At 65.5% G+C, this 17,912-nt stretch carries 15 protein-coding genes; 9 read left to right on the plus strand and 6 right to left on the minus strand.

Annotation, left to right across the window (positions count from 1 at the left end; translation table 11 throughout):
- Positions 1–48: 48 nt before the first annotated feature.
- The 4 genes from A9X00_RS22770 to A9X00_RS22785 all read right to left on the minus strand — a co-directional run bounded on the left by A9X00_RS22770 (position 49) and on the right by A9X00_RS22785 (position 3,285).
- The gene (locus A9X00_RS22770; RefSeq protein WP_067158638.1) at positions 49–930 is read right to left on the minus strand and encodes a pyridoxamine 5'-phosphate oxidase family protein; all 882 of its coding nucleotides are present in this window, start codon (positions 928–930) and stop codon (positions 49–51) included.
- Positions 927–1,868, minus strand: a complete 942-nt coding sequence (locus A9X00_RS22775) for an aldo/keto reductase (RefSeq protein WP_067158640.1) — start codon at positions 1,866–1,868, stop codon at positions 927–929. The genes A9X00_RS22770 and A9X00_RS22775 overlap by 4 nt, the downstream gene beginning before the upstream one ends.
- Positions 1,847–2,605 (minus strand): cysteine hydrolase, encoded by a 759-nt coding sequence (locus tag A9X00_RS22780; RefSeq protein ID WP_067158642.1) that lies wholly within the window; start codon positions 2,603–2,605, stop codon positions 1,847–1,849. The genes A9X00_RS22775 and A9X00_RS22780 overlap by 22 nt, the downstream gene beginning before the upstream one ends.
- Before the next feature lie 107 nt (positions 2,606–2,712).
- Entirely contained in the window at positions 2,713–3,285 is a 573-nt protein-coding gene (locus A9X00_RS22785) for a TetR/AcrR family transcriptional regulator (protein ID WP_067158645.1), read from the minus strand.
- 113 nt (positions 3,286–3,398) lie between these two features.
- Between A9X00_RS22785 and A9X00_RS22790 the strand changes: the two genes are divergently transcribed.
- The 3 genes from A9X00_RS22790 (at position 3,399) to A9X00_RS22800 (ending at position 7,300) form a co-directional block, all read left to right on the plus strand.
- Positions 3,399–3,827 carry a hypothetical protein gene (locus A9X00_RS22790; protein ID WP_156772244.1) on the plus strand — a complete coding sequence of 143 codons (429 nt, stop codon included), beginning with the start codon at positions 3,399–3,401 and terminating at the stop codon, positions 3,825–3,827.
- A 189-nt stretch (positions 3,828–4,016) separates the two neighbouring features.
- On the plus strand, positions 4,017–4,460 hold the full coding sequence (locus A9X00_RS22795; RefSeq protein WP_067158647.1) for an MmpS family transport accessory protein: 444 nt from the start codon (positions 4,017–4,019) through the stop codon (positions 4,458–4,460).
- Complete coding sequence (locus A9X00_RS22800) at positions 4,457–7,300, plus strand: RND family transporter (protein WP_067158649.1); 2,844 nt, start codon at positions 4,457–4,459, stop codon at positions 7,298–7,300. Before A9X00_RS22795 ends, A9X00_RS22800 begins: the two co-directional genes overlap by 4 nt.
- A gap of 77 nt (positions 7,301–7,377) precedes the next feature.
- Here A9X00_RS22800 and A9X00_RS22805 read toward each other — a convergent pair whose 3' ends face one another.
- Positions 7,378–8,811, minus strand: a complete 1,434-nt coding sequence (locus tag A9X00_RS22805) for an FAD-binding oxidoreductase (RefSeq protein ID WP_067158651.1) — start codon at positions 8,809–8,811, stop codon at positions 7,378–7,380.
- Positions 8,812–8,979: 168 nt separating this feature from the next.
- Between A9X00_RS22805 and A9X00_RS22810 the strand changes: the two genes are divergently transcribed.
- The 3 genes from A9X00_RS22810 to A9X00_RS22820 all read left to right on the plus strand — a co-directional run bounded on the left by A9X00_RS22810 (position 8,980) and on the right by A9X00_RS22820 (position 11,669).
- On the plus strand, positions 8,980–10,536 hold the full coding sequence (locus A9X00_RS22810; RefSeq protein WP_067158653.1) for a succinic semialdehyde dehydrogenase: 1,557 nt from the start codon (positions 8,980–8,982) through the stop codon (positions 10,534–10,536).
- 235 nt (positions 10,537–10,771) lie between these two features.
- A complete protein-coding gene (locus tag A9X00_RS22815) occupies positions 10,772–11,206 on the plus strand; it encodes a DUF4383 domain-containing protein (RefSeq protein ID WP_067158655.1) in 435 nt (144 codons plus the stop codon).
- 82 nt (positions 11,207–11,288) lie between these two features.
- Positions 11,289–11,669, plus strand: coding sequence for a DUF4189 domain-containing protein (locus A9X00_RS22820; RefSeq protein ID WP_067158657.1), 381 nt, complete (start codon positions 11,289–11,291; stop codon positions 11,667–11,669).
- Positions 11,670–11,672: 3 nt separating this feature from the next.
- Here A9X00_RS22820 and A9X00_RS22825 read toward each other — a convergent pair whose 3' ends face one another.
- Positions 11,673–12,419: a class I SAM-dependent methyltransferase gene (locus A9X00_RS22825; protein ID WP_067158659.1), complete on the minus strand. Its 747-nt coding sequence runs from the start codon at positions 12,417–12,419 to the stop codon at positions 11,673–11,675.
- Positions 12,420–12,947: 528 nt separating this feature from the next.
- Here A9X00_RS22825 and A9X00_RS30170 point away from each other — a divergent pair.
- The 3 genes from A9X00_RS30170 to A9X00_RS22840 form a co-directional block, all read left to right on the plus strand.
- Positions 12,948–14,489, plus strand: a complete 1,542-nt coding sequence (locus A9X00_RS30170) for an AMP-binding protein (RefSeq protein WP_197515241.1) — start codon at positions 12,948–12,950, stop codon at positions 14,487–14,489.
- Positions 14,486–14,878, plus strand: coding sequence for an acyl carrier protein (locus tag A9X00_RS22835; RefSeq protein ID WP_067158663.1), 393 nt, complete (start codon positions 14,486–14,488; stop codon positions 14,876–14,878). The genes A9X00_RS30170 and A9X00_RS22835 overlap by 4 nt, the downstream gene beginning before the upstream one ends.
- Positions 14,879–14,983: 105 nt before the next feature.
- A partial coding sequence (locus A9X00_RS22840; protein WP_156772245.1) for an amino acid adenylation domain-containing protein occupies positions 14,984–17,912 on the plus strand: 2,929 nt, incomplete at its 3' end.

A 17,912-nucleotide genomic window follows, 5' to 3' on the forward strand; every position in this document is an offset into this window, starting at 1 on the left:
TCTAATTGTTAAATTCCGGCCCTCCCTTTAGGGCTCGGTGATCACCGGCTATCGGGCGTGGTCGTTCTCACCGAGGGCGGGTATCGCGGTGGTGATTACCCACTCGGGGCTGAATTGCACGCGCCGTCCGGTGCCGGCGCCGCCGCCCGGCCCGCCCCAGCGGACGGTCGCGCGACCGGAAAGCTGGAGCGTGATGCCGGTGCGGAAGTCGATGAACAGCAGCGCCGCCGACGGGTCGGCGGCGAGGTTTCCGAAGCTGTTGAACATGTTGTTGCCGGGATAGTCGGGCCACCACAGGCTCCCGTCGGCGACCCGGACGAACCCCGGGGGGCCGCCGCGGTGGGAAGCGTCGGTGCCGGCGGTGGGGTGTGTGGTGCCCAGAAAGAAGGTGTCGGCCGCCTCGATGAGACGAATGTCCTCGGCTCGCAACGTCTTTCCGGAGTACAGCAGCTTTCGGTCCTCGGTGGGCGCTCCATCGACGTCGACGCGGTGCCGGTGGATGTACTGCGGGCAGTTGCCGTAGGCCTGGTCCACGTCGACGGTCAGGGCACCGGGCTCGGTGGAGCTGAGGAGACCGTTGATTCGGACGCGCCTGCGGGTTTCGAAGTTCATGGCGATGACGCCGACCGGCTGCCCGGAAGGCAGGTCGTGCAGCGGGTCCGCGCTCGGCAGCTCCGCGTGGATCTCCAGTGCGGTCGGCGAGGCCGCCCGCAGGAACCCGGGTGGGCCGAACAGCGGTGAGGTCCAAAGCCGTCCGGACCGGTCCCGGGCGGCCATGGCCGCGATTGGCGCCTCGGAGAGGAACGCGGCCGCGCCGGCGCGTAGTTGCCCGCGGCCGACCATCGGCGCGAGCCGGGCGGCCTCGGCCTCGACGCCGGCCTGTCGTTGGACGGCCAACTCGCCGCTATGAAAACCGACGCTCGACGTCATTGCGGCACCTCGGCAAAGCCCGGTTGTCCGGCGTCGACCACGGAATTGAACCGGTATCGCGTTTCCAGGCTTTCGTTGATCTCTCGGATCGCGCTCTCGGGAAGCGCGGTGACGTCGAAGTTCTCGCCGATGCGTGCGGGTTTGACCGACGAGGTGAGAACGGCCGAGCCGCGCTGGATGCCCCACGCCAAAAGCACTTGCGCCGGCGTCTTCCCGACGCGCCGAGCGATCGAGACGATGAGCGGGTCGTCGAGCAATCGCGGTTCCAGCGCATGTCCCAGCGAGGCGAAGGCCAACAGGACGATCCCGTGCTCCTCGCACAATTCGTGGAGTTCCCACTGCGGGTGGTAGGGGTGCGCCTCGACCTCCACGACCGCCGGCTTGATGCGGGCGGTTTCGACGATCTTTCGGGCGCCCGCGGCGTCGATGTCGGACAGGCCTATCGCCCGCGAAAGACCCTCGTCCACAAGGGCTTCCATCGCGGCCCAGGTTTCCTGCAGCGTGACCCCGTCGTCGTAGACGACGTTTCCGTGCCGGTCGCGGGGGTCTTGGTCGTCGCCGGGGCGGAACGCGAACGGCGTGTGCACCAGGTATAGATCGACCGCCTCCAGTCCGAGCCTGTCGAGGCTGGCCTGCAGCGCGGGCTTCACCCGTTCGGGTCGATGGTTGTTGTTCCACAGCTTGGTGGTGACGAAGAGTTCGTCACGGCGCACGATCCCGGCGGCGAACAACTCTTTGAGCGCCGCGCCGACGTCCGCCTCGTTGCGGTACCGCTCGGCGGCGTCGAGGTGGCGGAACCCGATCTCGACCGCGGTCTTGACCGCGTTTCGCGTCTCGTTGCGATCGGAAAGCGACGTGCCGAAGCCGAGCGCCGGAATCGCACCGCTGCCGTCGTTCAACGCGAACCTGTGCTGGTTTAGTTTCTCGTTCGGCGCCATGGCTTTTCGGCCTCCTTGTTGTTGGTGACGACGTGTTGGGTAAGCAGGGCGACGGCCTCGCCCGTGGTCCACACCGCGCTGGCGAGGAATCGGAAATTGACCAGGGCGGCGAGGTAGCCGTCGCCTTCGGGCAGGCGCGGGCCGGCCGTGGCGTCCTTGACGACCGCGACCTCGAAACCTTGCTCGATGAGTTCGCGCAGATGGCCCTCGACACACAGGTTGGCGGCCATGCCGGCCAGGATCACCTGGTTGACGCCGCGCTTGCGTAACTGAAGCACCAGGTCGTTCGATTCGGGACCGACGATCTTGTGCGGGGAGGCGATGACGGTTCGCCCGTCGTGGATGTGGTCCCGGTAGGCGGGCAGGAAGTCGGCACCGGATCCGGCGAATCCCTCGGTCGTGTACGCACCCCGGCGACCGAACATGCTTGCGCCGGCCATGAATTTCTCGAGCGGATCACCGAACAGCCATTGCTTGTCGGTCGGGTAGAAGTAGTGCGGTGACACCGCGACGGTGATGCCCGCCAGCTTGGCGGCGTGCAGCAGCTCGCCGATGTGAGCGACGACGTCGTTTTGGCGGATGCTGTCACCGAAAACCGGCCATGCAACGCCTTCCGGGCTGAGGAAATCGATCTGCGGATCGGTGAGAACAAGTGCGGCGTGCTCGAGGTCGAGCGTGAAGCCGGAATACGGCAGGGCGGGATGCTGGGGTTCAGCGTAGTCGCTCGGGTCTGTCATCGGGCCTTCCCTGCGTATCGCCGCCGGTTCATCCAACCTCGTTACTATAGATGACCAGTCGTCTATCTAACAAGCCCGGCAGTCCCGGCATTCCCGAAGGCGACACATCAGTGCAGCAGCGCCGGGACGGTGACCGCTTCGAACCGGTCGTACGGGGCGCGGCTGCGGGTGACCTTCCCACGCAGGGCCGCCCCTTCCCACGCCTCGATCAGCCGAAAGGCGAGGTCTCCCGCTTCGAGGTCGCCCCGAACGTCCGAACGCAGGCACTCGCCCAGGGCCGCACCCCAGCGGTCCAGGATGCTCACGAGTTCCTTGCGTACCGGCTCGCTCGTGCCGCTGAGCTCGAGCGACAGGTTGCCGACCAGGCAGCCGAGCAGGAAGTCGCCGGCCTCGTGTTCGTCGGCCAGCGCGTGGAAGAAGCGGGTGATCCGTTCCTGCGCCGGCCCGTCCGCCGCCAGGAGCGGCAGCAACCGCGCCTCGACGTCTGCCCAGTGGTGCTCGAGGATCGCCGCGGCAAAGGCCTCCTTGCTGGGGAAATACGCGTAGAACGAACCCTTTGGGACGCCGGCCGCGTCGGTGATGTCCTTGACTCCGCTGGCGGCGAATCCGCGCTTGTGCACGAGTTCCAGCCCGGCCGCCAGCAGGCGGCCACGCACCTCGGGGTTCGGCGGGCGGGGCATGGCAACAATGGTAGCCGACCGGTCGGCTATCTTCGGCCGGCCGGTGTACGCGGGTCGGGTGGCGTAGCGTCTGGAGCGGCGTTGGACGGCTCACCGGGGAGCGAAGGAGCGAAATGGTGACTTCGGGTTTGTTCGGTTTCCTGACGCTGCTCGCCCTGATGCTCGCGTTGGTGTTCGCCGCCATTGCCGCTGTACACGTCAAACGGCTGGAGGGCCGGCCGCCTCCCCCGCTCAGCGACGAAATCGGCAGCGCCAAGGCGGTCACGCGCAAACTGCGCAAGCGCGAACCCATGTCGCAAGACGAGCTGGATTACGCAAAGCACCTCCTTGGCGCTCGCAGCTCGGTGCTGACGCTGTGCATTCCGGGTGCGTTGTTCTCGCTGGGCTGCTTCTACGTGTTCGGCAGTCTCTACCACTTGCACGGAGCAACGCCCTCCGAGCGGACATTTCTCGGGATCTTCCCGATCCTGGCCTCCATAAATCTCACGACTCAAATCCTCCGCAGCGCACGGTTGAAGCGGCGTCTGCAAAGGATGTCCTGAAGCCGCGTTGCCGTGAGCGACCGCAGGTGCGCCCGCAGGTCGCTGCGGTCGCGTTCCGGCCGCAGGGCCGCTACTCTTTCACGATCATCTGTCCATTGAGTACATGACCGTCTACTATCTGCAGTTGGCCTAGGGGCGGGGCCGGGGGGAGAAAGACGATGGCCCGAGCGAGTTCCGAGAGGTGATCGAATGAGCCCTCGACCGGTGGGCAGGCGGGTCTTGGCGCGAGTCTGGTTGCCGTTGGTTGCCGTCATCGCGCTCGGTGTTGGTGGGGTGGCCATGTACAAGGTGCACCAGTTCTCGGAGCCCCCGCCCGTCATCACCGTAAATCAGCCGGCGGCGCCGCCGGAGTTCAGCATCAAGCGGCTCACGTACGAATTGTTCGGCTCCGTCGGGGAAGGCGGGATGCTCGTCTGGGTGGATATCAACGGGCATCCGCATCGGGTCGATCTCACGACGTTGCCGTGGTCGCATACGGAGGCGACGACGCTCACCGTGGTGTCCGGCAGCATCTCGGCGCAGGTTCATGGCGGTCAGGTCGGCTGCCGACTTCGGGTGAATGGCGTTGTCCGCGCTGAACAGTCCGACACCAATCAGGATGCACACGTCTATTGCCTGGTGAAGTCCGCATGAGCGAACAACCGGCGGAGCAGCGGACGAAGCGCCCCTTCTTCCCCAGAATGGTTCGCGCCCTTGCGATCCCGATCATCGCCTTCTGGGGCCTGCTCGCCGTGTCTACCAATACCTTCATGCCCCAGGTCGAGCGCGTCGCAGAAGAGCTTGCGGGCCCATTGGTCCCGCACTACGCGCCGTCACAGCGGGCGCTGCTGTCCATCGGTGCGAAGTTCCACGAGTCCAATTCGACCAGCTTGGCCATGATCGTGCTGGAGGCCAACCGGCCGCTGGGCGACGCGGATCATCAGTACTACGACGATTTGATGCGCCGGTTCAAGCGCGACCCCAAGCACGTGCAGTACGCCATGGATCTGTGGGGGAAGCCGATCACCGCGGCCGGCGCGCAGAGCCTCGACGGCAAGTGCGCCTACGTGCTGTTGCGCCTCGCGGGCGATATCGGCCAGATGCAAGCGAATGAGTCCGTTGCCGCCGTTCGCGACATCGTAACGAAGGACACGCCGCCGCCCGGGCTCAAGGTCTACGTCAGCGGCGCGGCCCCCCTCGCCTCGGACACGGTGGCGATCGCGAATTCGAGCCTGAACGACATCACGATCGTGACGATCTTCCTCATCATCGGGATGTTGTTGCTGGTGTACCGCTCCATCGTCACCCTGTTCGTGCCGCTGGCCGGGGTGCTGTTCGAGATGCTGGTCGCGAAAGGGGTGATCGCGACCCTCGGGCATCTCGGGTACATCGAACTCTCGTCGTTCGCGGTGAACATCGTCGTCGCGCTGACCCTGGGCGCTGGCACGGACTACGGCATCTTCCTGATGGGCCGCTATCACGAGGCGCGACACGACGGCGAGAGCCGGGAGGAGGCCTTCTACACCGCCTACAAGAGCGTCACCCCGGTCATCCTCGGCTCGGGGCTGACGATCGCGGGGGCGTGTTACTGCCTGACGTTCGCGCGACTCAACTACTTCCACACCATGGGCCCGGCCGTCGCGATCAGCATGCTGTTCACCATCGCGGCGGCGCTGACGCTCGGTCCCGCCTTCCTGGCGCTGGGTAGCCTGTTCGGGCTCTTCGACCCGCGGAGCAAGGCCAAGGCACACCTGTATCGGCGGATCGGGGCGAGCGTGGTCCGGTGGCCGGTGCCGATCCTGTTCGCGAGTGCCGCCGCGGTTCTGCTCGGGGCGATCTTCGTGCCGACGTACCGGCAGAACTACGACGACCGGCAGTACCAGCCGCACAACGCGCCCGCCAATTTGGGCTTCCAGGCGGCCGATCGGCATTTCCCGAAGAGCAAGCTGTTCTCCGAGATGCTGATGATCGAGACGGATCACGACATGCGGAACTCGGGCGACTTCATCTCATTGGACCGCGCGGCCAAGGCGCTCGAACGCCTTCCCGGCGTCGCGATGGTGCAGAGCATCACCCGACCAATGGGCCGAGCCTTGGAACACGCCACGATTCCCTATCTGTTCACCACGCAAGGCAGCGGGAGCGGCCAACAGCTGCCGTTCAACCAGCAGCAGAACGCGAATACCAACCAGCAGGCGCAGATCACGCAGCACACCGTCGAGGTCACGCGCAAAGAGATCGACTATTTCCAGAACCTGTCGGACGAGCTGCACAAGACGGTTCTCACCGTCGAGGATTTGCAACGGGTCACGGACGAGATGAACCAGGAAATCTCGAACTTCGACGACTTCTTCCGACCGATCAAGAGCTACTTCTATTGGGAGCGGCACTGTTTCGACATCCCGATGTGCTGGGCGTTCAGGTCGTTGTTCGACACGCTCGACAACATCGACCATTTGGCGGCTGACATCAACCAGGCCAAGACCTCCCTCGAGGAGATGGACAAGATCGTGCCGCAGATCATCGTGCAGCTGAAGTTGACGGCCGACGACTCGGAGGCGTTGGCCAACCTTCTGGTCAGCACCTACGGCCAGTCGGCTCTGCAGACCACCCAGACCAACCAGACATTCGACGACCAGATCAATGTGGGACTCGACTTCGACCAGGCCCGCAGCGACGACTTCTTCTACATCCCGCACGAGGGTTTCGACAACGAGGACGTCAAGACCGGTATGCAGCTGTTGATGTCACCGGACGGCCAGGCCGCTCGGATCATCGTCACCCACGAGGGCGACGCCAACGGTCCGGAGGGCGTGCAGCACGTCGAGCAGTTCCCCAACGCGATAACCGTTGCGCTCAAGGAAACTTCGCTGGCCGGCTCGAAGGTCTATATCGGCGGTTCCGGATCCACCAACAAGGACATCAAGCAATACGCCGCGTCCGATCTCCTCATTGTGGCGATCGCCGCCTTCGTGCTGATCTTCTTGATCATGCTGTTCCTCACCAGGAGTCTGATGGCCGCGATCGTCATCCCCGGAACGGTGGCCTTCTCCTATGCCGGGGCGTTCGGGCTGTCGATACTCGTCTGGCAGCACCTCATCGGCCTGCCGCTGCACTGGTTGGTGTTGCCGCTGACGTTCATCATCCTGGTGGCGGTCGGTTCGGACTACAACCTGCTGTTGATCCTTCGGGTCAAAGAGGAGCTGCATGCCGGAATCCACACCGGTCTGATCCGAGCGCTCGGCAGCACCGGTGGTGTAGTGACTTCTGCCGGTTTGGTTTTCGCGTTCACCATGCTGGCGATGCTGAGCAGCGATCTGCGCACCGTCGGCCAGGTCGGGTCGACCGTCTGTATCGGCCTGCTGCTCGACACGCTGATCGTGCGTTCGTTCGTCGTACCGTGCATCCTGCGCATCCTCGGGCCGTGGTTCTGGTGGCCGACGCTGGTGCGGTCCCGGCCGCTGCGGGAGCGCGTGGCGACGCCGGCCACGTGAGCACCGTCAGCCGGCCATGCGGTGATTCCCATTTGCGATATCACCGGCGCTATCGCAAATGAGATCGATCGACCCCGCTAGAAGTTGAGCCCCGAGAACATGACCCGGCCGGGATCGTACTTCTGCCGCACGGCGCTGAGCCGGGACAGGTTGGGTCCGAAGTAGCGCGACGCCGGCTGGTTCGCCTCGATGTAGTTCACGTAGCCGCCGACCGAATACGGTTGCACCGCTTGGTGTGCCGTGGCGAGCCAGCTCGTCGCCGCCGCCGGGTCGCCCGTTTCGACGTACCACTGCACCAGCGAGGACTGCCGTCGCCACGGGAAGGCCGTCGCCCCCGGCGCCACCGTGGCGAGCGCGCCGTCGAGGGCGTGCATGATGGCCAGCATGCGGCCCGCGCCACGGGGAAATGCCTCGACCGCCGAGGCGATCCCCTGGGCGGCGGCCGGGGTGAGCGTCGTGAAGACGTCCGATCCCCCGACGTATCCCAGCGGCGACGGGTTGAGGTTGCCGACGGCCAGATAGCGCACCAGGTCCATGTAGTTGAACGTGTGGTTCTCGGTCCCGGACGGTTGCACCCCAACGGCTTTGGTGATGGCGGCCGCGACGCTGTTGCCCGATCCGGCCGGGCAGGTCGCCATTATCCGGGGATGCGTACCGAACCCGTCGACGGTGTTGTCCGCCAGTGCCCACATGCTGTCGTCGGCGGTGCGCAGCCAGTTCTGCCAGCCGAGCAGGACCTGCGCGAACGCCTGCGGTGGGAAGTTGAGGTTCACCACGTCGACGTCCCGGGTGGGAAACGTGGCGAAGGTCAGCGAGGTGGTCACCCCGAAGTTGCCGCCACCGCCGCCGCGCAGCGCCCAGAACAGGTCGGGGTTGCTGGCTGCGGAGGCAGTGACGGCCTGGCCGCCGGGCAGCACCACCGATGCCGCCGTCAGCTGGTCACAGAGCAGGCCGGCGTGGCGCGACTGGGCGCCCAGTCCCCCGCCCAGCGCGTGCCCCGCGGCGCCGACCGACGGGCAGGTACCCGTCGGGATGCCCCGGCCGGCCGCGGCCAGCGCCTCGTGGATCGCATACAGGCTGGTCGCGGGCGTCACGGTGACCTGCCCGGTGGACGCGTCGTAGTTGATTCCCCCGGGCAGCTGGCGCAGGTCGAACACCACGGCGCCGTTCGCCGTGGACGCGCCGATGTAGGAGTGCCCGCCGCTGCGCGGGGCGACCTTCAGGTTGTTGGCGGCGGCGAAAGCCATCGCCTTTTGCACGTCCGCCGCCGACGTCGGGGTGACGATCGCCGCCGGAGTGAACCCGTTGTAGTTGGTGTTGAAAACCTGCTTCGCTCCGGCGAATTGGGGATCTTGCGGCAGCACCACCCTCCCGCCGATGGCGGTGGTCAGGCCGTCCCAGCCGGAGGGGTTGGGGACCGCGGTCGCCCGCACCGGGCCGAAGACCGCGCCGGCGGCCAACGCGCCGGCGGCCCCGCGCAGGAACGCCTGGCGAGAGATCTCACGCGCCATCGTCAGGGCTCCCGCGATCGCGTCATATCCCGCATTGTCATTGCCGGGCGCTGCGAGGCCGCGAGACGTGCCACGGGGCAACCGGACCGTGCCCCAACCGTTACCGACCCGGGTCCGCCGGGCCTAGGCTGGTGTTTTGGCCGCTGCGTTTTTTCGAGAGGTAATGACATGTCCGCACCGTCAGCCGAGGTCTTCGACCGCCTGCGTCAACTGGTCGCGATCAAGGACATCACCGCACGCGAGACCAAGACGATCGACGAGGTTTTCACCGGTAGACCGCTGACCACGATCCCCATCGGCACGGCCGCCGACGTCGAGGCCGCTTTCGCCGAGGCCCGCGCGGCGCAGATCGACTGGGCGAAGCGCCCGGTCGCCGAGCGGGTGGACGTCATCCGCCGCTATCGCGATCTGGTCATCGAGAACCGCCAGTTCCTGATGGACCTCCTGCAGGCCGAGGCGGGCAAGGCCCGCTGGGCGGCGCAGGAGGAAATCGTCGACCTGATGGCCAACGCCAACTACTACGTGAACGTGGCCGCCGACCTGCTGAAGCCGCGCAAGGTGCAGGCGCTGCTCCCGGCGGTGGGCAAGACGACGGTCGTCTACCAGCCCAAGGGTGTCGTCGGGGTGATTTCACCGTGGAACTACCCCATGACGCTCACCGCGTCCGACTCGGTGCCGGCGCTCGTGGCGGGCAACGCAGTGGTGCTCAAGCCCGACAGCCAGACGCCGTACTGCGCGCTGGCGTGCGCCGAGCTGTTGTACCGGGCGGGGCTGCCGCGGGCGCTGTACGCGATCGTGCCCGGCCCGGGCTCGGTGGTGGGCACCGCGATCATCGAGAACTGCGACTACTTGATGTTCACCGGCTCGACCGCCACCGGCAGGCAGCTCGCCGAGCACGCGGGCCGTCGGCTCATCGGCTTCTCGGCCGAGCTCGGCGGCAAGAACGCGATGATCGTCACGCGCGGGGCCAACCTGGACAAGGTCGCCAAGGCGGCCACCCGCGCGTGCTTCTCCAACGCGGGTCAGCTGTGCATCTCGATCGAGCGCATCTACGTCGAGAAGGACGTCGCCGACGAGTTCACCAACAAGTTCGGCGCGGCGGTGCGAAACATGAAGCTCGGCACCGCGTATGACTTCTCCGTCGACATGGGCAGCCTGATCTCGCCGAGCCAGCTGGACACCGTGACCGACCACGTTGAGGACGCGAAGGCCAAGGGCGCCACGGTGATTGCGGGCGGCAAGGCCCGCCCCGACATCGGGCCGCTGTTCTACGAGCCGACGGTGCTCACCGACGTCACGCCGGAGATGGAGTGTGCGGCCAACGAGACGTTCGGGCCGCTCGTTTCGATCTACCCCGTCGCCGACGTCGACGAGGCCGTCGAGAAGGCCAACGACACCGAGTACGGCCTGAACGCCAGCGTGTGGGCAGGGTCCACCGCGGAGGGCCAGGAGATCGCGGCCCGGCTGCGCTCGGGAACGGTGAACGTCGACGAGGGTTACGCGTTCGCGTGGGGCAGCCTCGGCGCGCCGATGGGCGGGATGGGCCAGTCGGGTGTCGGCCGCCGGCACGGTGCCGAGGGCCTGCTGAAGTACACCGAATCGCAGACGATCGCGGCCGCGCGCGTGTTCAATCTCGATCCGCCCCTTGGGATTCCGTCGACCCTTTGGCAGAAGTCGCTGGTGCCCGTCGTGCGCACGATGATGAGGCTGCCCGGGCGGCACTGACGGAGTCGTCAGTGCCGCGGGGGGTGACGTTCGCAGTAGTCACGCCAGATGGCGAACATCCAGATCGCCAATACAACCAGAAAAAGTGCCACTCCAACGTCCATGTCGTACCCGTTCTGACAATGGGTTCCCCCTGCGCGTGACGTGAAAACAGCCCGTATAGCGGAGGACCGTTGCCTGGATCTACTACGAAGCGTAGTATTTTGGCATCCCAAAGTGCACAAGGAGGTGCAATGTGAGGTGGAGTTTTGCCCAGATCGGGCTGCTGATCATCTGTGTATTGCACGTCATCCAGGCGGTCGTCGGATTCATCATGGAGCCCAGCTTCGCGACGGGGCCGAACGCGCCGACCGTCCAGCTACTCGGGATGGACTACAACGGCTGGCACGCCGTCGCCGGCCTGGCCCTGTTCGGCCCGGGCCTGGTGTTCGCGCTGCGCAAGTCGTGGGCCGTGCTGTATCTGATCGTCGCTGCGATCGCCGGTGCGCTGCCGGGGATTTGGGCCTTCTTCTCGCATCAGGTCGCGCTCGTTTTCACGTTCCCCAACAACACCACCGATGCGGTGGTGCACTTGGTGACCGCGGCGGTGATGTTCGGGGTGGCTGCCGTGCAGATCCGGCTGGACGGAGGATTGCGCAACTCGCTCGCCGACCTGCGAAAGGCGCGGTAGCACCAAGGATTTCTTTAGGATCCGCCAAGCGGCGCGTCCGATGGTGAGGTCGTCCACCAAAAACGACTCACGAGGTTCCACGATGACCCGCCACCGCATCTACGCCCTGATCGCCTTAACCGCCGCCGCCTTCTTCGGCGCTGCGTTCATGTCGTCGCCCACCGCACAAGCCGCGGCCGTCGACCACTACGCCGTCATCGCCTACTCCCCCGTCACCGGCTGGACGGGCTGGGCCAACAATGCAAGCACGATGGAGGAGGCCACCCACGTCGCGCTGGGTAACTGCCAGCGGCACGGCGCCGGCTGCACCGTCGCGGGGTGGGCCCGAAACGGTTGCACCGCTTTGGCTCTCGGAGCCGGCCGGTGGGGCGCCGACTGGGGCACGACCCCGTCGGTCGCTCAGCGCAGCGCGCTGGCCAAGGTCTCGTCGGGCCGCATCGTCGAGACTCACTGCACCGGGTAGTGCCTACCCGCGTTCGGCGCACACCCACTGGATCGAACCGAAGTTTTTGGTTCGCACGCCGCCCAACCCGTGATCCCGCAGGGTGTTGCCGACCTCGTCCACGTCGAACACGTAGGGATCGAGGCTTGGCAGCCTGCGCCAAAATCGGGCGGCGTGACGAATGATGGGTACCACTACGGCCAGCCGTCCGCCCGGTCGCAGCACTCGCGCCATCTCCGCCAGTGCCGCCGCGGGGTCCGGCATGAATTGCAGGACGCCGACCGAGACGACGGCGTCGACCGTTTCGTCGCGCAGCGGAAGCTGCTGGGCGTTTGCGCGCAGGAACCCGATCTGCGCACCCGATTCGACGCGTACCGCGCGTGCCAACATCGCCGCGGAGCGATCGATGCCCAACACCAGTCCGTCCGTGCCCGCGGCGCGCGCGAGTGACGCCGTCAGGCTGGCGGGCCCGCAGCCGACATCCAGCATGATTCCGCCCCGCGGGAAGTTCGCCCACTCGACCGGGGACTGAAACGCGGTGAGCAGCTTGCGCAGCACGGCCTGGATGTGGTCGTAAATCATCGCCACAATCGACGAAGCCCACACCGCCTGCATCACCCCGGTGCTCTTCGGCACTGAGGAATCGTCAACCGCCCCGGCGCCCAGCAGATCGAGGTAGCCCTTGGCGACGTCGGGTTCAGTTGGCGGGTCGGCGAGCAACTCCAGCGCCCTGCGCAACGCGGGCGACGACGTCGAATTCAAATCAGTCACATGGATTCCTCCAAGCGATTGCAATCCCCCAACTGTTACCGCAGCCTACGCGCCGCCACCTAATTGCTCGACTGTCTAATTCCTCGGCGCTCCAACGTTAGCCGCGATTCGAACCGGATGGGCCGTCGTTACGTGCCTACTCGAGGACACCTCGCGCCCGACAGGTTCGCGACGCGAGCGATAGGAGCGTGCGGGCGCCGACAATGCGCCCGAAATACATCTGAAAATGGTGGTTCCGCAACGCCGCCCGAGCCGGTAACCTGAATTCACTGATGCGAGTGTTCCAGACAGGGGGGACTTATCGTGTCTGCATCAAACCGCGGGGAAACGACGCGCTGCGCAAGCATTTTGCTGCGAACTGATCCATGGCGATTTCATCCCTGCAGAGATATGGATCCCCCTCCCTCTATGTCGGTGCACCGGTTCGCATCTGACTAGGTCATAGGGCATGGTTTCGCGGTCGCGAAGGTCACGCGCCGCCCCCAACAGACACCCCGGAGTGTCGGCCCGGCCATGCGAGGTGTGGGAATGAAATCCCGGACTGCAGAACGGACATCGGCCGCAGATACCTCCGTCGGTTCGATATGGCTCGACCTCTGCGAGCGGATCGAAGGCCGGTCGACGGCGGCGCCGATCATTCGTCCCCGCTCGACGCTCGACGCGAGAGAGATCGTCGCCACCGGTCGAGCGAAATCAGCAACCGCTCCCGAGCTGACGGGAACCGTCGTACCGATCCTGGCCGAGCAGCCGGAGGACGTGCTAACCGGGCTCTTTGCCGTGGCACTCGCCGGTGGAGTTCCTTTGGTGCTGCCAGCACCCAGGCCTTATGAGTCCCCAATATCGGTGCGACAACGCATTATTGACGCTGCCGAAAAGGTAGACGCGCAGTTCGCCTACCTGCGCGGGACGTGGCATGAGCTAGCAGAGCAGTCCGCACGCGACGCCGCTCACGAGAAAACTGCCTTCTTGCAGTTCAGTTCAGGCAGCGTCGGCAGCCCTCGCCCGCTACGGATTTCCCATCGCGCCATCTATGCCCAATTGGGAATACTGGCGGCTGCCTCGGCGGCCGAGCCTGATGACGTAGTGGGATCATGGCTGCCGCTGTCGCACGACATGGGTCTAATAAGCACGTTGCAGGCCTTACGGCTCGGCTGCCCGCTCGTGTTATGGAGCCCCGAAGAGTTCCTGACAGCGCCGGCTCAATGGGTCGAACATATGGCAGCTCACCGCGTGAGGTTCTGGCCCGTCATCCCCGCCGGAATGCACATCGCAACCAAAGCACTGGCAGCGCGCGGGCACAGCCTCGATGCGTTGCGCGCAGTGTTGGTCGGCGCGGATGTCGTACGTCCCAGCGTGTTGGCGGCCTTCGAGTCGGTTGCCGGATGCGGCCAAGGCGTGGTGCGGCCGTGTTACGGCCTGGCCGACGCGACACTGATGGTCACCTGCACCCCGGGAGATCGGCACTGGCGCACCGTCAGGCCTCCCGACATTTCTGAGCGGAATGGGCGCCCCACCGAATTGATGTCCGTCGGGCCGCCCGTCGGAAATACCGAAGTGTGGATCGAGGTCGGGGGAAAACCGTTGGGCGAGCACGTTATCGGTGATGTAGTCGTGCGGTCACCGTCTCGCTGCTCGGGCCCTTTCGGGAGCGACCCAATTCCCTCGTCGGCCCCGGTGCGCACCGGGGACCTCGGATTTATCGCCGACGGTGAACTCGTCTTCACGGGCAGGGCGGCCGAAATCGTGCGCGTCGCGGGCGAGGATTACCTGCCCACCGAGGTGGAGGACTTCGTGGTGCGAGGCGGATTCGGCAAGACGGGGCGCGTCGCGGTGGTCGGTGTCGAATCCGACGCCGCCACCCAAATGGTCGCGGTGATCGAAAACGACTTGGCTGTCGGCGACGGCGCGGCGGCAGCCGTCGTTCGTCGCGAGCTGTTGCGAGCTGCCAGAGAAGCGGGTCTGCCCTTGACGGGTGTCAGATTCGTCCCACAGAACGGGCTAAGCAAAACAACCAGCGGCAAATTGCGCAGGCGTCGAATTGCCGCCGATCTTCAGGGGGCGAGCGTATGAGCCACTTTGCCAACACATCACGCGACGAGGAACTCGAGATCCGTACGGATAATGCCGCTCCGAAGGCCATGCCTTCTCACAACGGGGCTACCGTGCGGAGCAAGCCATTGACCCACGAGCGCGTCGTGGCTGTGATCATCCGCGCCGTACGCGCCATCCACACATCTTTTTCGGGCCTTGAACTCAACGGCGACACCAACCTTGCCTTGGACCTGGGCCTGGAGTCGGCGTCCAGGGTCGAGCTCCTGTTAGAAGTCGAACGCGCCCTCGACATCGCCCTGGATGTTGGGACCGTGGCCGTGTTCTCGGAACTCACGATCGCGGAACTCGCCGACCTCATCCTGCCAAAGCTCCAGGACGACGGCGTGTACCGATTACCGATTACCTAAGCCAAAAATCCCCGGTGGTGGCGGCATTTCTGGTCACCCGGTAACGCATCACAACATTCAGAGCCGGCTTGGCGATGCCAGCGTCTGGCTGCAGGGGAGGTAGGGATGTCGGACCGTCGCATTGACGTCTCATCCGCGCAGGAGGCTCTATGGTTTGCGCAACGATTAGTTCCGCATTTGCCCAACAATATTTCTTGTCATCTCGACATAGACGGTCCAATAGACCACCCCACGATGGCCGCCGCATTGCGGCAGGTATGCGGGGAGGCCGAGACTCTGCGTGCGGCATTTGCCGAAGACGACCGTGGCCCGTATCAAACCGTATGCGACCCGGAAACCTGGGCACCGGATTTCTTCGACGTCAGTGATACCGATGACCCAGAATCCGTTGGCCGAAGCATAATTTCGGACATAACCCGCCGGGCCTTCGACTTGAGACGCGGCATCTCGTGCCGGGCGGGCCTGATCAAGCGCGCGGACCGCCGATACTCCCTCTTTGTCGTCGTTCACCATATTGTTTGCGATGGGTTCGGGCTGCTGGTTTCCGTCCGTCGCATAGCAGAGGTCTACACGGCTTTGAAGCTGGGCCTGCGCCCTTCCCGATCCAAGTTTTGCGGTCCAGAGGCGATTGTCGGCGAGGACCGGAGCTATCGACGCTCTGACAGCTTTGTTTCCGATCAGCAATTTTGGGCCGACTACACAGGCAGGTGGCCCGAGCCGGTGGCCATCGCCGATCGCCCGGCACTGCCGCAACCGGCGACCTTGCACGAACACGTGGCCCTTGTGGGGGACGACGCGGCCCGTTTGAAAGCGGCGGCGGCGCGCGCCGGCCTGTCGTTACCTCGTTTTTTGACCGCGGCGCTGTGCGGGTGCTTCAGCCGGGTCTCATCGGCGTCAGAGTTCTCGATTCGATTGGCGGTCGCCAACAGGCTGGGCGTCGGGTGGAGCACTCCATGCATGCTTTCGAACGTCGCGCCGGTGCGGGTGAACGTCGCGCCGCGCACCAGGTTTGCCGATTTTGCGACATCGCTCCATCAGGAGATCAGCACGGTGCTGATGCACGCCCGCTATCAGATTGCCGACATCCAGCGCGACATCGGGCTGCTCAAAAACCAAAAGAACCGGCTGGGGCCCATCATCAACATCCTGCCGTATTTCGGAAATCTGGACTTTGCGGGAAGCCCCGCCGTGTTTCGGGGCGCCTCTTTCGGGGCCTGCGATGATCTCTTGATCTCCGCCTACTACGACGCCCGTCAGGGCGACGACGGGGAGCCCGCTCATATCCACATCCAAATCGACGCAAATGGGATGCTGTACGCGCACCGGGATCTCGTCCGCTTCACCGGGCACCTGACGTCTTTCTTGCGCACCGTTACCGCCGATCCGGAGCGGCGGATCGATCTGGTCGAGGTCATCGATCCGGTCGAACGTCAGCGGGTGCTGATCGACTGGAACGATACGGCCACACCGATACCGCAGGGCAGCGTCCCGGAGCTGTTCGCCGCGCAAGCCGCCCGCACACCCGAGGCCGTCGCGGTCGAAGACGGCGACGAAACCCTGACCTACCGCCAACTCGACACCCGTGCAACCCATCTCGCCGCCCGGCTGGCGCCTTACGGGGCGGCACCGGAAACCATCGTCGCCGTCGCCCTGCCCCGATCCGCCCGACTGGCCACCGCGCTGCTGGCGATTTCCAAAACCGGAGCCGCCTACCTGCCCGTCGACCCGAATTACCCCAGCGAGCGCACCACCTACTTGCTCACCGACGCCGCCCCGCGACTCCTGATCACCGACACCGCCACCGCAAAAACACTGCCCGACACCGCAATCCCCCAACTCATCCTCGACACCACCGATGCGGGCGCTGTAGCCACTGCGCCGCACCACATCGATCCGCCACGGCCCGACAACCTCGCCTACATCATGTACACCTCCGGATCCACCGGCCGCCCCAAAGCCGTCGCCATCACCCACCGCAACCTGGCGGCATTGTTCGTGGGCCTCAAGCGCTGCTGCGGTTTCACCGATCGGGACGTGTGGGCGTGGTGTCATTCACCGGCGTTCGATGTCTCGGTGTGGGAATTATGGGGAGCGCTCTTACACGGTGCACGGGTTGTGCCGGTGCCATGGGACACGGTGCGATCGCCGGTCGACATGTGGCAGCTACTGCTTCGCAGGCGGGTCACCGTCCTCAGCCAGACCCCCTCGGCGTTTTATGAGTTGATGCGTGCGGAGCGCGAATGCCCCATCAGCGCACCCGTTTCCGCGCTGCGCATGGTGGTGTTCGCCGGGGAGGCGTTGGATACATCCCGGCTGCGGGGCTGGTATCCGGGTGAGCGCGCGCACGCGCCGGCCTTGATAAACATGTACGGCACCACCGAAACCACCGTGCATCTCACGCATTTGGAGCTGACCGGCGGGCACGCCGGACACAACCCGTCGCCGATTGGTGTGCCGTTGGGCAATATGCGGGTGTTTGTGCTCGATGCGGGGTTGTGTCCGGTGCCGGTCGGGGTGCTCGGTGAATTGTATGTCGCCGGCGCCGGAGTGGGCCGCGGATACCGGGGCCGGGCGGCGTTGACCGCGACACGATTCGTGGCCTGTCCCTTCGGGCCGCCCGGCACCCGCATGTACCGCACCGGCGACATCGGACGATGGAACCCCGACGGCACCCTCGAATACATCGGACGCGCCGACCAACAAGTCAAAATCCGCGGATTCCGCGTCGAGCCAGGCGAAATCGAAGCCACACTCACCACCCACCCCCACGTCGCCCACGCCGTCATCACCACCCACACCAACACCACCGGCGACACCCAACTCGTCGGCTACATCGTCGCCAAACCCGACACCCCCACCGACGCCGAGCTGCCCGCCGAACTACGCCGCTACACCGCCGCACGACTACCCGAATTCATGGTCCCCGCCACCATCATGACCCTCGACGCCCTCCCCCTGACCATCCGCGCACGACGAAGGGGCCTTCGGGTTGGATGGCCAAGATCTGCTCGAGATAGTCATTCACCATCGCGGG

This window comes from Mycobacterium sp. 1245805.9, assembly GCF_001672915.1.
Taxonomy (GTDB): domain Bacteria; phylum Actinomycetota; class Actinomycetes; order Mycobacteriales; family Mycobacteriaceae; genus Mycobacterium.